Origin of the sequence: Bacillus sp. KICET-3 (genome assembly GCF_033261025.1) — a bacterium.
GTDB classification, from domain to species: domain Bacteria; phylum Bacillota; class Bacilli; order Bacillales; family Bacillaceae; genus Bacillus; species Bacillus sonorensis.
Genome location: NZ_CP137345.1, coordinates 2,499,171 through 2,515,654, shown reverse-complemented (window position 1 = coordinate 2,515,654; position 16,484 = coordinate 2,499,171). Strand labels below are relative to the sequence as shown.

The following is a 16,484-nucleotide window of genomic DNA, read 5'->3' as shown; positions in this document are numbered from 1 at the left end:
TCAATTTTAATTAAGTAAATCTGCATTGTTAGATGAACAAGGACTGCATATTGAGTTTAAACTATTATAAATATCGGTTATTTCAAATACAAATGAAGTTAATAAAAATTCCTTTGAGGTTTGTGTCTCCTTTTGAATTCACTGAGGCGAACCGGCCTCCGTTCTATCTTTGGCTGTGGCCTTGAGAAAGCCGTGAAAGCATTTCAAATGGCGAAAGGGCTGTCTGCGGATGGTATCGCCGGAAAAGCAACGTTGTTTTTAGTACCATTAAGGAACTGTTTTTATTGAAGTAACGACATAACTATATTTAAATTGAAACTTTACATCTTTTTCAGCGTAAGTATAGTAATTTGAAATGAAACATTTTATAGGGAGTGTTAAATTGAAGATTGCACTATGGGTTATCGTAGGTATAGTAATTTCTCTTGGTTTAGTAATAGGAATCGGCATTTTGATGTTTCGGAGGGAAATAAAAAAGTTAAATCATGAATATATTGTTCAGTTTGTCAAAGCAAAATCAGGAAGTAGAAATGTCTCATTATCCATAAAGCACAATGATGAAACTTGGGTAGATGTTAACGGACACGAACAGCTTCCTCTAGCAAGTACTGTCAAAATCATCTTGGCAATTGAATATGCACAACAAGCAGCAGAAGGGAAAATTGACCCGCAAAAAGAAGTAAAGTTAAAGGAATTAGATAAATTCTATATTCCGAAAACAGATGGTGATGCGCATGAGGCTTGGATTACTCAATTGAAAAAAGACAAAGAGACAGATAGTGTTCCATTATGCGAGGTAGCATACGGGATGATTGCTTACAGTTCTAATGCAAATACTGAATACTTAATGGAGGTGCTTGGCCTTCAAAACATCAACCATGTTCCAAAGAGCTTAGGTATGTTAAATCATGAGCCTATATATCCTATTGTAAGCGCACTGTACATACCTGCCCAACTGATGAATGAAAAGAACCTGTCAAAAAAAGAAGTATTAAAAGTAATAAAAAACATGGACATGTCTGAATACCGCAATAGAGCGATTGACATTCATAATAGATGGCTGAGCCAACCACTAACTGATCAAGAAAAAAACCAATTAAGAAAAACTTTGGTCATGGATTTTCAAAAAATTTGGTCCGACCGTTTGCCCCGATCAACTACTGAAGACTATGTATCAATTATGAAAAAACTAAACAGCAAAATACATTTTAATGAAAATGTATATAAATATCTTAATCCAGTAATGGAACAAATAATGGAAAACCAAAACAATCGTGAATGGCTTATTCATGCGGGACAAAAGGGAGGATCTACTCCGTTTATTCTTACAATTGCAATGTATGCGACAGATAAACAACGAAACCAGACAGAAATTGCATTTTTTGCAAATGATTTAACTGTATTAGAGCAAGCAAAACTTTCTCGAAATATGAACGGTTTTCAGCTCAAATTTTTAAAAGATGCAAAATTCCGCACACATATCAAAAAAGAATTGTCTAATCTAGATTTATAGGATAGTTAAAGGTCAATTTTTTATACGGAAATTGGCTTTTTAATTGAAATTTGCTTACCGTCCAAATTTCCGAAATGTTGTCTGTACCCCTTGAATGGTATCAACCATATTGGCAATATAGAGTTTTTTTGACCACATATTAAGCGTGACCACCAAAATGATTTTTTCAAAACACGTTGAAAATAAGAAGAGATGGCGTTTATAAAAGTGGTTTGAAAATGAAAGGAAATGAAGTTGTCGAAAAGGCATTTTTAAACGGGTGTTTCAATTATATTCGAGCATTGTTTGCATTAAAATAAATCCGCCACAAGATGATCACAGATACATGATAATCCGATCGGAATCACAAACAAAAAAGAGACAAACCCTTACGTATCAAGGATTTGTCTCTTTTCTTTCAATACGTCCCAGGAGAGATTCGAACTCCCGACACACAGCTTAGGAGGCTGTTGCTCTATCCACCTGAGCTACTGGGACACAGAACAATATTATAGTACAAAAATCCGAAAAAATAAAGGGGGAGACGGCAATTTTTTTGTTTCAGAAAAGGGCATGCATCCAGACAGGCTGACATGCATGCTCTTTGCCTTAGCCTTTCAGATCAATATGATGGCCTGAAACAGGGTGGGGCGCTTTTACCATGTCGATCAATTGCTCCGCATTTTGCTCGGCGGTGTCCAAAGCCGTTTTCGTTAAGGAAATATTCACGTTTTGGGCAAGCGCGGATTGACTCATAGCCATCGATAAAACAGCGATATCCAACTCAACCACCTCCTTACAAGTAATATCGGCCTGTACGGAAGGAGTCTTTATTCACATTTAATGGTTTGAATATTCAAATTTTTATTCCGTTATGATAATATAGATTTGGAAAAGCCTTCAGATTCAAGAGGTGTCCTTACTGCGGAGGAAAAAATCCGCAAACCTATACAGTTTGCGGACAAATTGTTAATGATGTTTCGCCATTCTGGCCAAGTTTAATAGCGTTTTTGTAGTGTCCTCGCCATAAGCGTCTTTCATTTTTTCTTCATCAATCACTGTGTATCCAGCCATTTCAACAGAGTGTTCTTTTAAAAGGGTATCGAGATCGGGATTTTGTTGCTCTTTTGAGATGTTTTTTGTAGCGGATAAGGAAGGAAAGGCGGTGATTAAAAACAAAGCTGCGATTACCGCGCCTGCCAGTCGTTTTTGCCGCTGTTTAACGTCTGTCATGTTTGTTTTCATCTCCTCTATATGCTTTTTGAAGTCAGGCGGGGAACATAGCTAGTGTTTCGTGTTTGGCGGATGACCTGTTTTTTCTTCCAATAAATCGATAATTCTATTGTTTTGTTTCACTATCGTTCTCAAGATTGTGATGATTGTTCCGATGAATCCGGCCAAAATGACGAGTATCAGCACGGTTACCTCCCTGAGCCTTTTATTCTTCTGTTCACAACATATCACCTGTGCATCAAAAAAATCAATGTCTATTAGGTTAAATATCAAGTGAGAAAGGGAGGCTGATTCATGGATTGGCTTGAATTTATATCTCATGTGATCCATTCATTGATATGGCCTGTTACATTGGTCATCATTGTATTGCTGCTTAAAGAACCTGTATCTGAACGGCTGAAGGAGCTTATGAAATTAAAGTATAAAGATTTTGAATTGGAATTCGGCATGCGGGTTCAAGCGCTTGCTGCCGCAAGGATCAAAGGAAAGGCCGGGCAGGCAGCAATCAAGTCCCGAAGCCCGTCAACAGCCGTCATAGACAGTGCGTGGTCTGAAGTGGAAGAGGCCTTGCATCAGGCCGCGAAAAGGTATGATGCCGATTCTGGCCATCATGATCTGCTGCGTGTCATCGATGTGCTTCATGAACAAGGCGCTGTCTCGAAAGAAACGGTGTCGCTAGTAAGGGAGCTTTGGAATTTAAGATTTATCGTTCAAGGCGAAGTCAGCTCCAAAAGTGCGTTGGAGTATAGAAGCCTTTGCCAAGAGGCGGCTGAAAACCTCAGATCAGTAGGAGAAGTGCCATCAACCTTTTAAACATTCTTTTTGGATCTTTATTTTACCTTTTTAGCAAAGGTGATTGTCTGCCCTTCCAAATATGATATGATGGAGGCACAGAAAGAAGACGATCTAAAGAGAGGTTTTCAGTAGTATGTTGGAGAAAGCTGAATCACTACTGCAGCGTTATTTTGGTTATCCGTCATTGCGGCCGGGGCAGCGGGAAGCCATTCAATCTGTTTTAGAAGGGCGGGATACGGCGTGCATAATGCCGACAGGCGGAGGCAAATCGATTTGCTACCAGATCCCGGCCCTGATGTTTGAAGGTACGACCCTCGTGATTTCCCCTTTAATTTCCCTGATGAAAGATCAGGTGGATGCTTTAAACCAGCTTGGCATTGAAGCTTCATACGTCAACAGCTCCCTTGATTCCCGCATGATTGAGGAACGTATGTCCATATTAAGCGAAGGCGGGTACAAGCTGTTTTATGTCACGCCTGAGCGTTTAGCCTCCCCGGACTTTATCCGTGTGATCTCACATCTTCATATTCCGCTTGCAGCGATAGATGAAGCCCATTGTATTTCCCAGTGGGGCCACGATTTCAGACCGAGCTACAGGCATATTGAAAGCTTTTTTGGCGCTCTCGGCAGCCGCCCCGTCGTGCTGGCACTGACGGCTACCGCTACTCCTGAAGTTCATGAAGATATATGCGCACAGCTTGGTATTCAAAAGGAAAATACGATTTTTACCGGTTTTTCAAGGGATAATCTGACGTTTAAAATCGTTAAAGGCGAAAACAGGGACCGTTTCATTGAAGCCTACATTGAAAAAAACCGTTCTGAAGCGGGAATTATTTATACGGCGACAAGGCGGGAGGCGGAAAGAATATCTGAAAAACTTTCGCAAAAGGGGATATCTGCCGGATGTTATCACGGCGGGATGAATGATGATGAACGGGACCGCCAGCAGGATCTGTTTTTGAATGACAGCATCAGTGTCATGGTTGCGACTTCCGCGTTTGGAATGGGTATAAATAAAACAAATATCCGCTACGTCATCCACTATCAGATTCCAAAGAACATGGAAAGCTATTATCAGGAAGCAGGAAGGGCCGGCCGCGATGGTCTTGACAGCGAATGCATTTTGTTGTTTTCCCCGCAGGACATCCGTCTTCAGCGTTTTTTAATCGAACAGTCGACAGAAGATGAAGCCATTCAGGCCCAAGACATGAAAAAGCTGAGGCAAATGGTCGATTTCTGCCATACTGAAGGCTGTCTTGAGCGGTTTATTCTCGGCTACTTCGGCGAGCAGCAGACGGAAGACTGCGGAAGATGCGGCAGCTGCCTTGATACAAGAAACGCCGCGGATGTGACAAAGGAAGCGCAGATGGTATTATCGTGTATGATCCGGATGGGGGAAAGATTCGGAAAAACAATGGTAGCACAGGTTCTTGCCGGTTCTAAAAATAAGAAAGTCATAGAAAACCAGTTTCAGCATTTATCGACGTACGGTATTTTAAGTCATCAGTCCTTGTCAGAGATCAGCGATTTTATCGAGTTTTTAATTTCCGATGATTACATACAGATGTCTGACGGGACTTATCCGATTCTCTTTGTTACAAACAAGGGACGGAACGTATTGCTCGGGAGGGAACAGGTGGCCCGTAAAGAAAAAATGGAAGCCGCCCGCATTGTTCAGGATGATCAGTTATTTGAACGTTTAAGGGTGCTGCGCCGGAAGCTTGCACAAGAACAGGGAGTGCCTCCTTTTGTTGTTTTTTCTGATGAAACATTGAAGGAAATGAGCGGCAAAATGCCATTGACAGAGGAAGAATTAATGGATGTCAAAGGAGTGGGAGAACAAAAAAAACAGAAGTACGGCGCTGTATTTTTACAGGAGCTAATAGCCTATAAAACAGAAAAAGAATCATAAAAATACGAATTTAAATGTTTTAGTAAAACTCTTTTTTAAAAAACATAAAACCTCAAAAAAACCTTGATATCGCTTAATTTATCCGGGTTTGTACAAGCGTGGAAAATCTTTCTTGTAAAAGAACTGTAATCAAAAACAAATTGTTTTGTTATTGAATTGACATTTTCATATGTTACGATAGCTCCTGTTAGCCGAACAATAAAAAGCTAACAAGGGAGGATTTACTTATGAAGAAGACGTTTATGTCCTTTGTTGCAGTTGCGGCACTGTCTACAACTGCTTTCGGAGCGAGTGCCTCTGCAAAAGAAGTAACAGTCCAAAAAGGTGATACACTTTGGGGAATCTCGCAAAAACAAGGTGTAAGCCTGCAGGATTTAAAAGAATGGAACCAGCTTTCTTCTGATGTTATTATTCCAGGCCAAAAGCTGAACGTTTCAGAAAAAACAACAGAAAAGAAACAATACACAATCAAAAAGGGAGACACTCTCTGGAAAATCGCCCAAAAATTTGGCGTCACTGTAAATGATCTCAAAAATTGGAACAACATAAAATCAGATATGATTTATCCGAATACAACGATTGCTGTTGATGGTCAGGCGACAGTTCAGGCTCAAGCTCCGGCAAAGCCTGCGGAAGCAAAAGCTCCTGTTCAAAAGAAAGTAAACACTGAACAGGCTGCTCCAGCTCAAAAGCCTGCAGCGGAAAAAGAGGCAGCATCTGATTCTAATACATCACAAAGCACTGCTAAAGAGCTGACGGTTACTGCGACAGCATACACAGCTGACGATGGCGGAATGTCAGGTGTCACAGCGACAGGAATCAATTTAAAAGCCAATAAAAACGCCAAAGTCATTGCTGTCGATCCAAACGTGATTCCGCTTGGCACCAAAGTTCATGTTGAAGGCTATGGTGAAGCGACTGCTGCAGATACCGGCGGCGCTATTAAAGGGAACAAAATTGACGTATTTGTTCCTAGCAAATCTGACGCAATAAATTGGGGCGTCAGAACGGTTAAAGTAAAAGTTTTAAAATAATACATGCGGCGATTTTGCCTGGACAATGGACACTGGACATATAATGGTCAGTGTCTTTTTTTCTGCTTTTTGATGTTTTGTCAGCTTGATAGATGGGTAGATGAATAGATATTCCAAAAGCTGATCATCATTTAAAAGGAGATGGAGACATTGCTGTGGATTGTTTTGACATTCATTATCATTAATGCGGGAATTTTTATTTTTTCTTATTTGAGGACAAAGGATATCAATTTGAAAACTTCAGACGGATATTTTCTCGGAGGCCGCAGCCTCACCGCTCTTTATATCGGGAGCTCTTTGCTTTTGACAAATTTATCGACAGAACAAATGGTCGGGTTAAACGGGCAAAGCTATGCCGGCACAATGAGCGCAATGGCCTGGGAGGTCACGGCACCGCTCGCGTTGATTATGCTGGCGTTTGTGTTTCTGCCGCGCTATCTCGGGACAGGTGTTGCGACCATTCCGGATTTTCTTGAAAAACGCTATGATCAAAGAACTCGGCAGATTGTTTCAATACTGTTGTTGCTGGGATATGCGACATCCTTTCTGCCTACGGTGCTTTATTCGGGGGCGCTCGTGCTGGATCAGGTGTTTGGCATTTCTGCTTTTCTCGGCGCAAATACGTTCACGACAGTCCTGCTGATCTCGCTATTTATCGGTGCTGCAAGCTGCTGCTACATATTTTTTGGAGGACTTAAAGCCGCGGCATCCGCTGACGCCATTTATGGGATCGGTTTGATTTTCGGCGGGCTTTTCATCTTTGTGCTCGGCATCATCGCAATCGGCGACGGCAGCCTGGCAGACGGCTATTCAAAGCTGACATCTGTACATACCGAAAAGCTGAATTCCCTATCAGCGGACAATTCCGCCGAAGTGCCATGGCCGACGATATTCACCGGCCTCTTGGTTAACAATTTGTTTTATTGGGCCGTCAATCAATCGATCGTACAGCGGGCGCTGGGGGCCAAAAATTTAGCGGAAGGACAAAAAGGGGCATTGCTGGCCGGTTTTTTTAAGACGATCGGTGTGTTTTACCTTGTTCTCCCGGGTGTGATCGCTTACCATCTTTATGGAGGAAACATTGCTAATCCGGACACCGTTTATCCGAGGCTTGTCGTTGACTTGCTGCCGACCGCGTTTGTCGGGGTTTTTGCCGCTGTTTTATTCGGGGCGATTTTGAGCTCATTCAATGGATCGCTCAACAGCACGATCACTTTATTCACATTGGATTTATATCAACCGATTTTCAAGCCTGATGCGACAGAAGAGGAGCTTGTTAAAACGGGAAGAATATTTGTCATCATCCTCGGAACCGTGTCCATCTTTATCGCGCCTTTCATATTGTTTGCACCGTCGGGGCTTTACAATTACCTTCAGGAGATGTTCGGATTTTTTAATGTGCCGGTTTTGGCGGCCGTCGTCGTCGGATTTTTCTCGAAAAAAGTGCCGGCATTAGCTGTCAAGCTCGCGATTCCAGCGCATATCATCCTGTACGCGATATCAAAAATTTATTTTGGCCACATTCATTTCTTATATATATTGGCGGTTTTATTTCCATTTTCCGTTCTGCTCATGCTCCTGGTCGGAAAGGTACGGCCGAGGGCACAGGAGTTTCAGCTTGAGATCAATCCGCAGGTTGACCTCAAGCCGTGGAAACATGTAAAACTGGCTTCCATCCTTGTGATTTGTGTGATGGCCGGAATTTATCTCATCTTTTCTCCGTGGGGGCTCGCCCGATAAAAAAGGCAGAGGAGTATGTTCCTCTGCCTTTTTGTGCTTTCGAATCTTTTAAAATATTTTCACACATGCAAAACGCAGAAATAGCCGTTCCTTTCGTTGTTTTTTACCGCTTTTTGTTCCTTAGGCAACCATTCCAGGCAAAAAGAATGGCAATTTGCCAATCTAGCTAAAAACAAATTTTAAAGTAATTTTAAGCATATTTTTCATCTGTGCGAATCTATTTTGTGATAGAATGCTTATGACTTCTGGTATATTTCGCTAGGATGAATGATCTTATATCCTCTTAAACCCAGAAAAAAACATGACAAAAGGAGCGTTTAAGTTTGAAGAAAAGAAACTGGTTTTTATTTTTAGTCGTTTCAGTTTTTATTCTTGCATTAGCTGCATGTCAGCAAGCTGATCCAAAAGGATCATACGCAGCCGCTTACAAAAAATTAGCTGAAGCGGAAAAATACGATTTTTCATCGGATATCGGCTTGAAAGTAGATGCCTCCAATATGGGAGCGGAAGATAAGCAGGTTGCCGAAATATTAAATAATTTAAAATTAACGGTCAGCGGTAAGACGGATTCAAAAACAAAACAATCAGAAATTGTTTTAAAAGGTCAAGTAAAAGTTGAAAACATGACAATGAATTTTGATGTCCCTGTGTTTATGGATGAGAAAAAACAAGTAGGGTACATAAAACTGGACAGCGTTCTTGATAATTTCGGAATCTTCCTTGGGACAGCCGGAATGAACTTTGACAGCCTGAAAGGAAAATATTTAGAATTCCCGCTTGAAGAAGATCAGTCATCATCAGGAGAAACGGAAGAAATCCAAAAGAAACTAATGGATTCAATCAAAAAAGCGGCCGATAATCTATCTTCAGATCAATTTAAGCAAGCAGACTTAACAGACAAAGAAAAAGAGCAGGGCGCCTCTGAGAAATTCACATTCAGCCTTAATGACGAAGAAATCAAAAAGGCGCTTGTGAAAATCATCGAAATTATTGGCGAAGCTTCTGAAAAAACGTTGTCAAAAGAAGACTTGAACAATGTAAAAGACAACCTGAAAGATTTGACGTTCAAGAAATATAAAGTGACAACTACGCTTGATGATAAGAAAAATATCCTTTCTGAAAAAGCCGATATCTCAATCGACTTTGACATTAAAGATTTCCCTGCATCAATCGGTATCACAACAAATTCTTCTTTTAAAGAAATCGACGGTGATGTGACATTCAGTCATAAACCGAAAAAAGCTGACATCGTGACAGAAGAAGAAGCAGAGAAGCTCATGGCCAACGATGCAATGAACTTCTAAAGACATCATTCCCTCCTGGGCGGAAAGCCCGGAGGGAATTTTTGTGTTTTCTATGTCTAAATTCCAACGAACAAAGCGAAAACATTGACAATGCCCCTGATATTGAATACGATTTTGATAGCTTGAACAAATAGGAGAGATTATCGTATATGAGCCATACAGAAAAAAATAAGAATTTTACAGGCATCGTTGTCGCTTTGACAATCATCATCAACGGTGTCATCGCATTGCTGTTTTTTATCCCGAAAGGCGACAAATTCAGCCATTTGGATCTGACGTTTTTGCCGCTGCTTAACGCCGTCTGCAACAGTTTTACGTTCATTTTTCTAGTTGCGGCGCTTATCATGATTAAGCAGAAAAACATTAAAGCGCACAAACGATTTATTTTTGCAGCGTTTACAACAACGGCGATCTTTCTCGTGTCTTATCTGACCTATCATTCGCTGATGCCTGATACCCATTTCGGAGGGGAAGGCATTATTCGGCCGATCTACTATTTTATTCTGATCACCCACATTATTTTGTCTGCCGTGATCGTTCCTCTGGCCTTGTTCACATTATTCAGGGGGCTCAGCATGCAGGTTGAACGCCACCGCAAAATCGCACGCTGGACGATGCCGCTTTGGCTGTATGTCAGCTTGACCGGCGTCCTCGTATATGTTCTCATTTCCCCTTACTATTAAAAAAGCCGGACAACCGGCTTTTTTTATTTGCTCTGATCCTTCGAAAAAATCTCTCGCTTTCTTTTTTGAAAATAATCTGTCCGAAATAGATAAACGTCCTACACAAGAATTGGATATGACAAATATAAATAATTAGAGCATTGGATAGAAATGAAAAGGGAGATGCTTATGAAAATACTACTTGCTACCTATTGGGATATTCCCCATGTAGGCGGTGTCTGGACATACATGGTCCAATTAAGAGAAAAACTCGAGTCTTTAGGGCATGAAGTAGATTTGCTGGGTTATGGGAAAGAGAACAAGATCGTTCATGTTGTAAATGAAAATCGAAGCATAGAAAAAAGCCAGCTGCTTCCTTTAATCAATACAATCATGAGCAAAGATCAGTTTCCGGAAATCTTTGCAAATCAATTGGTCAGTTATACCGAACAGCAGCGTTATGCGTATGAGATGGGCGCCGCATATTTGGGACTGGAAAAATATGATGTCGTACATGCGCAGGATATTATTTCGAGCTCAAGCATCAAAAGAGTGCTTCCAAAGAATATCCCGCTCGTCACCACCCTTCACGGCAGTGTCGCACATGAAATCAGAGCACAGCTCAAAACCATTCACAGGTCTTCCACCTCGTATCTGGCAAGAGCCTACTATGACCATCTTGAACAAACGGGGGCAATTTCCGCCGATAAGACGATTGTCGCCAACGAGTGGCTGAAAAACGTTCTGACTGAAGAATTTTCCGTGCCTGCCGGGCAAATCGAAGTATTTCAATACGGCTATGACATCAATGGTTTCTTGGAAAGAATGAACACTCAAACAAGCGAACCTCCTGCCACAGATAAAAAAGTCATCCTGTTTACGGGAAGGCTCACTGAGATTAAAGGTGTCCATGATTTAGTGAATGCGCTTGGTCAATTGAAGAATATTCGAAATGACTGGGTCTGCTGGATCGTCGGAGAAGGAGAGAAACTGGCGCCTCTCAGAATTCAAAGCAGGGAGCTTGGTCTTGAAGATGACGTGATCTTTTTGAAAAAGCGCGATGATATCCCTTATCTGCTGTCACTTGCCGATATGTATGTTCTTCCAAGTCTTTTGGAAAACCAGCCTTTATCACTCATTGAATCTCAAATAGCCGGGGTTCCTGCCATTGTCAGTGATACTGGCGGCCTGCCGGAAATGGTTGAACACGAAGTAACAGGATTGGTAGCCCCTAAAGGGGATCCGGAAGCATTGTGCAGCCATATGGATCGTTTATTGGATGACGATGATTTTAGAAGCAAATTGGGGTCAAATGCCAAGGAGTTTGCGAAGAAGCATTGGGATATGGATCAAGCGGTCAGCAAGGTTCTTAATGTTTATGAAAATGTTACTGAAACAGGGAGTGATGTTAAATGAAAACGCTAATTGTCAATCATTTGCTCGATACAATCAATAAAGAAATAGATGCCGATTGGTGGGCGGAGTATCTCGACCTGCTCTTCCAATTAGCTGAAGAACGGGCAAAACAATCATCGGAAGGTACAGAGGATACAGCGGGATCTGACTCTACGGAAGAATCCGTTTCAGAATTAAGCGAATCTGTCGACGATAGCATGAAACCATTAATCAGAGACTTAAATTCAATCTTTGACAATATGAATAATCAGATATTAGAAAATAATAATAAAGTCTTAAATGACATTATGTCAGCAGTCGCTCAAGGCATGGATCGGGAAGCTTTAGAAGAGATCATTGAATCATTGCCTAAAGTTTCTGTGGCGGGAAACACTCTGAATCGAGAAGATTCAGGAGAAATGACAGAATCATTGCCTAAAGTTTCTGTAGCAGGAAACACTTTTAATCGTTTGGATCGGGAAGATTCGGGAGAAATGAGAGAATCATTGCCTAAAGTTTCTAAAGCAGGAAACACTTTTACTGATACGGATCGAGAAGATTCGGGAGAAATAACAGAATCACTGCCTAAAGTTACTGAAGCGGCAAATACCCTTAAAGATATGGACCGGAATATAGTAGAAACACTAAGAGAAACGCTTCCTGAAGATCATACCCTGCCAAGTCCCGAAACTGTAAAAGTCCTTAAAGCCGCTCAGGAAAATCATGAGAAAAGCGGGAATGTATAAAAACTTGACTATTAATTAGCCTTCGGAAACCGGAGGCTTTTTCATGTTTGCCGGCTTCCAGACTTTTTCTCATTGAAATCCAAAAAGAGTAGGTAGCTGTCGTTTACCTTTCACTACCATAAAGCATACAATACTAAAAAGAATCCGCATGTGAAAGTTTGACATGCCTATTGGCGAGCAGATTTACAGGAGGGAAGTAAAGGGAGTTGGGAATATGAATTTACAAAACATTAAAGGGGATTATGATGCTATTTTTAGCTTAGGACACCTCTGTTTGGCGGCGATTCAGCTTAGAAAGCACGATTTAAGGCCGTTTGCAGGTCCTCTTGACTGGTTTGCTACTTATTCTTTATCAGACGTTAACCGACTTCTTCGAAATCGATTTACAGGCTTTATGGAAGCAAAAAATCTCAGGGTAGCAGGCTATAACACTGCCGAAAAAAAAGAGGGATCTACTATCTATGTGATAGATGATAATTATCATGTCGGATCGGTTCATGATTTTGATGCGGATAAAAATACACTAGATGATCTGGCTACGTATCCTGAAGTCATAGAGAAGTTCAACAGAAGGATTAACCGCTTTTTAGAAAAAATGTCAACAGGCAAGCGAATTCTATTTGTCAGGACAGAGGGCAGTTTTGAAGAGGCAAAGGAACTTGAACTCATTTTGTCAGAAATGGTTCAGCATGACTTTAGTGTCCTCCTCGTACGGCATACGAACGTCACCGGCATTGTCGAAAACCATTGGCCATTGGAGAAAGTTTGCGCTGTTGAATTACCTGGTGAAGAAATATGGGAGGCAAACCATGACTTGTGGACATCGCTGTTTGAAGGGATCAAACTCGTTTAGCCAGTTATTTTTCAGTCCAGTTCTGAGGAGGAAAAAGAATGTTTGAAAATAAAGTCATTTTCATTACCGGGGGAACAGGTTCATGGGGCCATGAGCTCATCCTTCAGTTGCTATCTTTAAATCCGAAAAAAATCATTGTATTTTCCAGAAATGAAGAGAGACAAGTTCAGATGAGAAGGGAAATTGAAGATCCGAATTAACGTTTTACATCGGCGATATCCGGGATCGGAAAGCCCTGGCGTCGGGGCTTAAAGGGGTCGATTATGTATTTCACTTAGCCGCGCTTAAGCATGTCCCGGTTTGTGAGGAACAACCGCTTGAAGCGTTAAAAACCAATGTGACAGGCACTGAAAATGTCATTGAGGCGGCAATTGAAAATGGCGTCAAAAAAGTGATCAATGTATCAACTGACAAAGCGGCCGATCCTGTTAATTTTTACGGGATGACGAAAGCGATCGGCGAAAAGCTGATTATTTATGCGAACCATTTGAATTCTGAAACGGCTTTTATTTGTGTCAGGGGAGGAAATGTGCTCGGAAGCAGCGGAAGCGTCCTGCAGCTTTTTAAAGACCAAATCCGGCAGAAGAACCAGGTAAGCATCACGGATAAAAGAATGACCCGCTTCTTTTTAACAAAGGAAAAAACGATCCAGCTTTTATTGAAAGCGGCTGTTCAAGGAATAGGCGGAGAGATTTTCATCATGAACTCGCCGGCCTGCAGGATTTTGGATATGGCGGAAGTCCTGATCGAGGCTTATGGCAGTCAACATACGTCCATCATTGAAAGCGGGGCCAGACCGGGGGAAAAACTGCATGAACTGCTGATATCCGCGCATGAGCGCCAGCATGCCGTTTCATTTACGGATGATCTTTCAGTCGTGCTGCCTTCGATCAAAATTCCGGAATTACATGCACATTACGCCGGCTACGGGCCCCTTCAAACGAAAAAATTAAGTTCGAATGATTTTTTAATCTCAAAGAAAGAAGTAAAAGAGATGTTAAAAGAGGGTGGATTTTTAGCGTAATGCGGTATGATTGATGAATCTCTTGATCATCTGCGGACTTTAAAAAGCATGGCATGCATGTTGCAGGCGATGCTTATGTTCGCTGGAAATGAACAACGAACCGGGCGCATACAAAACAGCTTGCGCCCGGTCCCGTTTTTTTAATGTTCAAGTGTTAAACCTTCAATTCTTTCTTCTACTTTTTTTGTTCGTTCCAATACTTTTTCCGAATAAGAATAATCCCCGTAGCAATATGGGTAGCGGAAGTTGTTTTTATCTCCTCCGCAGTTATACAAATCGGGATTTTTTTTCACTTGTTTTTCGGAGAATTCCTTCGCCAGTTTCTCAGTATGTTTTCCGCCATGTTTAGAGACGTAATCGATGTAGCCTGCCCCCATGTTATAGCTCTGGATGATCGTCGCCAAATCGACGCCTTTTTTCTGGCCCTTTTTGTACATATCCGAAAAATGGCGGATACCTTGCTTAATACTGGTTTCCGGATCATCAATCTGATTTCTTTTCATGCCGATAGATTCTGACGATTGCATCGGATCAGTGCCTCTGCCTTTTGACTCTTGATAGATCACTCCCAGCAAGAGTGAGGTATATTGTCCCAGCCCCTGCTTTTCAAGCTCTTTTTGTACAAGAGGCTTGTAATCTGTTAATCTCTCCATAATATTGGTTTCAGTATCGAGAGGAAGCCATTTCAGCTGCTCCTGACCGCTGAGGGCCAAGAACGCGATCAAGGGAACGAGCACAAAAAAACACAAACAGCCAGCTCCGGCAAAACACCCTGATTTCTTTCTTTTCAATGGTTTCACCTCTACAAAGCCCTAACTCGAAAACAGTACACAGCCTTTTTATTATGACATATCTTGATCCCAAGACCAAGCGATATTATCAACGTTTCTAGCGATAATCTCTATCAAATCCAAACGTGGTGTCCGGCAGGGTACGGACCCTGAACCAGAAATACAAAAATCCGGCAATCAGCCAAACGGCTCCTATGATGAGCGCGTTTTTGCTGATGCTGAGCAGCAGCAAAAACGCGGCGCCAAAAAAGGGAAGAATCAAATAGCGCACCGTGTTCAAAACGCCTTTTTGCCTCCGGCGGATATAGTAATGGGCGATGACAGACAGATGAACAAATATAAATCCGACTAATGCGCCAAAACTGATAAACGAATAAATGACCTCCAGCTCTCCGATCATGGCCGTCAGCGAAATCAGCCCGATCAAGATGATGTTGAAAACCGGGGTTTTCAATCTCGGATGGACATACCCAAAGAAACGCTTCGGCAAAGAGCTGTCGCGTCCCATTGCATACAAAAGCCTTGAAGCGCTCGCATGCGAAGAAAGCGACGATGAAATAACCGCGACCATGGTTCCGGCCAAAAAGAAAGATCGCAAAAAAGCGCCTCCGGCATAAAAAGCGATTTCCAACAATGCAGAATCGGCATGCCGAAAGCTTTCATAATTCGGATATATTTGCTGCATAAAATAAGATACAGCAGTGAACAGTACTCCACCGATGGCAACCGTTAAAAAGATGGCCAGGGGAATGTTCCTTTTCGGATGAATCGTTTCTTCAGACATTGTGGAAATCGCGTCAAAGCCCAAAAAGGAAAAACATAAAATCGTTGCCCCCGACACAATGAGGGAAGGCTCCATATCAGGCTGATAAAAAGGAGCCGCCGAGACGAGCTCTCCTGAACCGAGCCCGTTTGCAAGTCCTGTGATCATAAACCCCGTAAATGTCAAAGCAACGATGACTTGAAAGGCGACAAACAAGGACGTAATGTTTGCCGTTAATTTGATCCCCAAGATATTGACGAACGTAATCGACAAAGCGAGCAGGATCACCCAGAAGCTGTGAGGAATCTTCGGAAACGCTGCTGTCAAATAGGCGCTGCTGATCGCGAAGTTGACCATCGGAAGGAACAGATAATCAAGCATAATCGTCCATCCCGCTATAAATCCGGCGCGGGGATGAATGCTTTCAAACGCATATGTATATGCCGATCCGGCTTTTGGATAAGCTTTGACCATGCTGCCGTAGCTTAAAGCTGTCAAGAGTAGGGCGGCGACCGTGAACATATATGCCGCCGGAACATGTCCCTTTGTCATCTGGGCAACCACCCCGTAAGAATCAAATACGACAAGCGGGTCCATATAAGCGAGCCCGATGACAACGAGCGGGACAAGTGTAAGGCTTCGTTTAAGCGCAGTTTCGTTTTTCAATGACTTATAGAACTCCTTATGTGTATTGTAAATTAAGACATATTTTAAATGTTTTTTGGTGTGCTAGCAAGCGG

General features: G+C 42.0%; 16 protein-coding genes, 1 tRNA gene and 1 pseudogene. 12 read left to right on the top strand and 6 right to left on the bottom strand.

Translation table 11 applies throughout. From position 1 onward, the window contains the following. The first annotated feature begins 192 nt into the window (after positions 1-192). Together R5H20_RS23615 and R5H20_RS12705 are read left to right on the top strand one after the other, a co-directional pair. Complete coding sequence (locus tag R5H20_RS23615; protein ID WP_157678837.1) at positions 193-288, top strand: peptidoglycan-binding protein; 96 nt, start codon at positions 193-195, stop codon at positions 286-288. A gap of 94 nt (positions 289-382) precedes the next feature. Beyond that, complete coding sequence (locus R5H20_RS12705; protein WP_006636193.1) at positions 383-1,513, top strand: serine hydrolase; 1,131 nt, start codon at positions 383-385, stop codon at positions 1,511-1,513. A gap of 403 nt (positions 1,514-1,916) precedes the next feature. Here R5H20_RS12705 and R5H20_RS12700 read toward each other — a convergent pair. The 4 genes from R5H20_RS12700 to R5H20_RS12685 all read right to left on the bottom strand — a co-directional run bounded on the left by R5H20_RS12700 (position 1,917) and on the right by R5H20_RS12685 (position 2,911). Then, positions 1,917-1,990: transfer RNA gene (locus tag R5H20_RS12700), tRNA-Arg, on the bottom strand. A 111-nt stretch (positions 1,991-2,101) separates the two neighbouring features. Then, positions 2,102-2,284 carry a YjfB family protein gene (locus tag R5H20_RS12695; protein WP_373870250.1) on the bottom strand — a complete coding sequence of 61 codons (183 nt, stop codon included), beginning with the start codon at positions 2,282-2,284 and terminating at the stop codon, positions 2,102-2,104. A gap of 177 nt (positions 2,285-2,461) precedes the next feature. Then, entirely contained in the window at positions 2,462-2,725 is a 264-nt protein-coding gene (locus tag R5H20_RS12690) for a hypothetical protein (protein ID WP_006636191.1), read from the bottom strand. A gap of 51 nt (positions 2,726-2,776) precedes the next feature. Further along, positions 2,777-2,911: a hypothetical protein gene (locus tag R5H20_RS12685; RefSeq protein ID WP_255130855.1), complete on the bottom strand. Its 135-nt coding sequence runs from the start codon at positions 2,909-2,911 to the stop codon at positions 2,777-2,779. A gap of 108 nt (positions 2,912-3,019) precedes the next feature. Here R5H20_RS12685 and R5H20_RS12680 point away from each other — a divergent pair, with 108 nt between their 5' ends. The 10 genes and pseudogenes from R5H20_RS12680 to R5H20_RS12635 all read left to right on the top strand — a co-directional run bounded on the left by R5H20_RS12680 (position 3,020) and on the right by R5H20_RS12635 (position 14,190). Beyond that, the gene (locus tag R5H20_RS12680; protein ID WP_006636190.1) at positions 3,020-3,538 is read left to right on the top strand and encodes a hypothetical protein; all 519 of its coding nucleotides are present in this window, start codon (positions 3,020-3,022) and stop codon (positions 3,536-3,538) included. Between the two features lie 115 nt (positions 3,539-3,653). Further along, a complete protein-coding gene (gene recQ, locus R5H20_RS12675) occupies positions 3,654-5,432 on the top strand; it encodes a DNA helicase RecQ (protein ID WP_006636189.1) in 1,779 nt (592 codons plus the stop codon). A 227-nt stretch (positions 5,433-5,659) separates the two neighbouring features. Further along, positions 5,660-6,466, top strand: coding sequence for a 3D domain-containing protein (locus R5H20_RS12670; protein ID WP_006636188.1), 807 nt, complete (start codon positions 5,660-5,662; stop codon positions 6,464-6,466). Between the two features lie 150 nt (positions 6,467-6,616). Beyond that, positions 6,617-8,206 (top strand): solute:sodium symporter family transporter, encoded by a 1,590-nt coding sequence (locus R5H20_RS12665; RefSeq protein WP_006636187.1) that lies wholly within the window; start codon positions 6,617-6,619, stop codon positions 8,204-8,206. 323 nt (positions 8,207-8,529) lie between these two features. Then, entirely contained in the window at positions 8,530-9,510 is a 981-nt protein-coding gene (locus tag R5H20_RS12660; RefSeq protein WP_006636186.1) for a hypothetical protein, read from the top strand. A 149-nt stretch (positions 9,511-9,659) separates the two neighbouring features. After that, positions 9,660-10,193 carry a DUF420 domain-containing protein gene (locus R5H20_RS12655; RefSeq protein WP_006636185.1) on the top strand — a complete coding sequence of 178 codons (534 nt, stop codon included), beginning with the start codon at positions 9,660-9,662 and terminating at the stop codon, positions 10,191-10,193. 168 nt (positions 10,194-10,361) lie between these two features. After that, positions 10,362-11,588 carry a glycosyltransferase family 4 protein gene (locus R5H20_RS12650; protein ID WP_029418418.1) on the top strand — a complete coding sequence of 409 codons (1,227 nt, stop codon included), beginning with the start codon at positions 10,362-10,364 and terminating at the stop codon, positions 11,586-11,588. Beyond that, positions 11,585-12,313 carry a hypothetical protein gene (locus R5H20_RS12645; protein ID WP_006636183.1) on the top strand — a complete coding sequence of 243 codons (729 nt, stop codon included), beginning with the start codon at positions 11,585-11,587 and terminating at the stop codon, positions 12,311-12,313. The genes R5H20_RS12650 and R5H20_RS12645 overlap by 4 nt, the downstream gene beginning before the upstream one ends. 214 nt (positions 12,314-12,527) lie before the next feature. Beyond that, the gene (locus tag R5H20_RS12640; RefSeq protein WP_006636182.1) at positions 12,528-13,166 is read left to right on the top strand and encodes a DUF1796 family putative cysteine peptidase; all 639 of its coding nucleotides are present in this window, start codon (positions 12,528-12,530) and stop codon (positions 13,164-13,166) included. Between the two features lie 38 nt (positions 13,167-13,204). Continuing rightward, positions 13,205-14,190 (top strand): annotated as a pseudogene (locus tag R5H20_RS12635) (polysaccharide biosynthesis protein). Between the two features lie 140 nt (positions 14,191-14,330). On the opposite strand, the gene R5H20_RS12630 reads toward R5H20_RS12635, so the two are convergent. Both R5H20_RS12630 and R5H20_RS12625 read right to left on the bottom strand, forming a co-directional pair. Beyond that, a complete protein-coding gene (locus R5H20_RS12630; protein ID WP_006636180.1) occupies positions 14,331-14,981 on the bottom strand; it encodes a lysozyme family protein in 651 nt (216 codons plus the stop codon). A gap of 97 nt (positions 14,982-15,078) precedes the next feature. Beyond that, positions 15,079-16,410 (bottom strand): APC family permease, encoded by a 1,332-nt coding sequence (locus R5H20_RS12625; protein ID WP_006636179.1) that lies wholly within the window; start codon positions 16,408-16,410, stop codon positions 15,079-15,081. Between the last annotated feature and the right edge of the window lie 74 nt (positions 16,411-16,484).

Coding starts and splice junctions, on each gene's coding strand:
- R5H20_RS12690 (WP_006636191.1), bottom strand. CDS start 2,725: ATGACAGACGTTAAACAGCGGCAAAAACGACTGGCAGGCGCGGTAATC.
- R5H20_RS12680 (WP_006636190.1), top strand. CDS start 3,020: ATGGATTGGCTTGAATTTATATCTCATGTGATCCATTCATTGATATGG.
- recQ (WP_006636189.1), top strand. CDS start 3,654: ATGTTGGAGAAAGCTGAATCACTACTGCAGCGTTATTTTGGTTATCCG.
- R5H20_RS12670 (WP_006636188.1), top strand. CDS start 5,660: ATGAAGAAGACGTTTATGTCCTTTGTTGCAGTTGCGGCACTGTCTACA.
- R5H20_RS12655 (WP_006636185.1), top strand. CDS start 9,660: ATGAGCCATACAGAAAAAAATAAGAATTTTACAGGCATCGTTGTCGCT.
- R5H20_RS12650 (WP_029418418.1), top strand. CDS start 10,362: ATGAAAATACTACTTGCTACCTATTGGGATATTCCCCATGTAGGCGGT.
- R5H20_RS12645 (WP_006636183.1), top strand. CDS start 11,585: ATGAAAACGCTAATTGTCAATCATTTGCTCGATACAATCAATAAAGAA.
- R5H20_RS12640 (WP_006636182.1), top strand. CDS start 12,528: ATGAATTTACAAAACATTAAAGGGGATTATGATGCTATTTTTAGCTTA.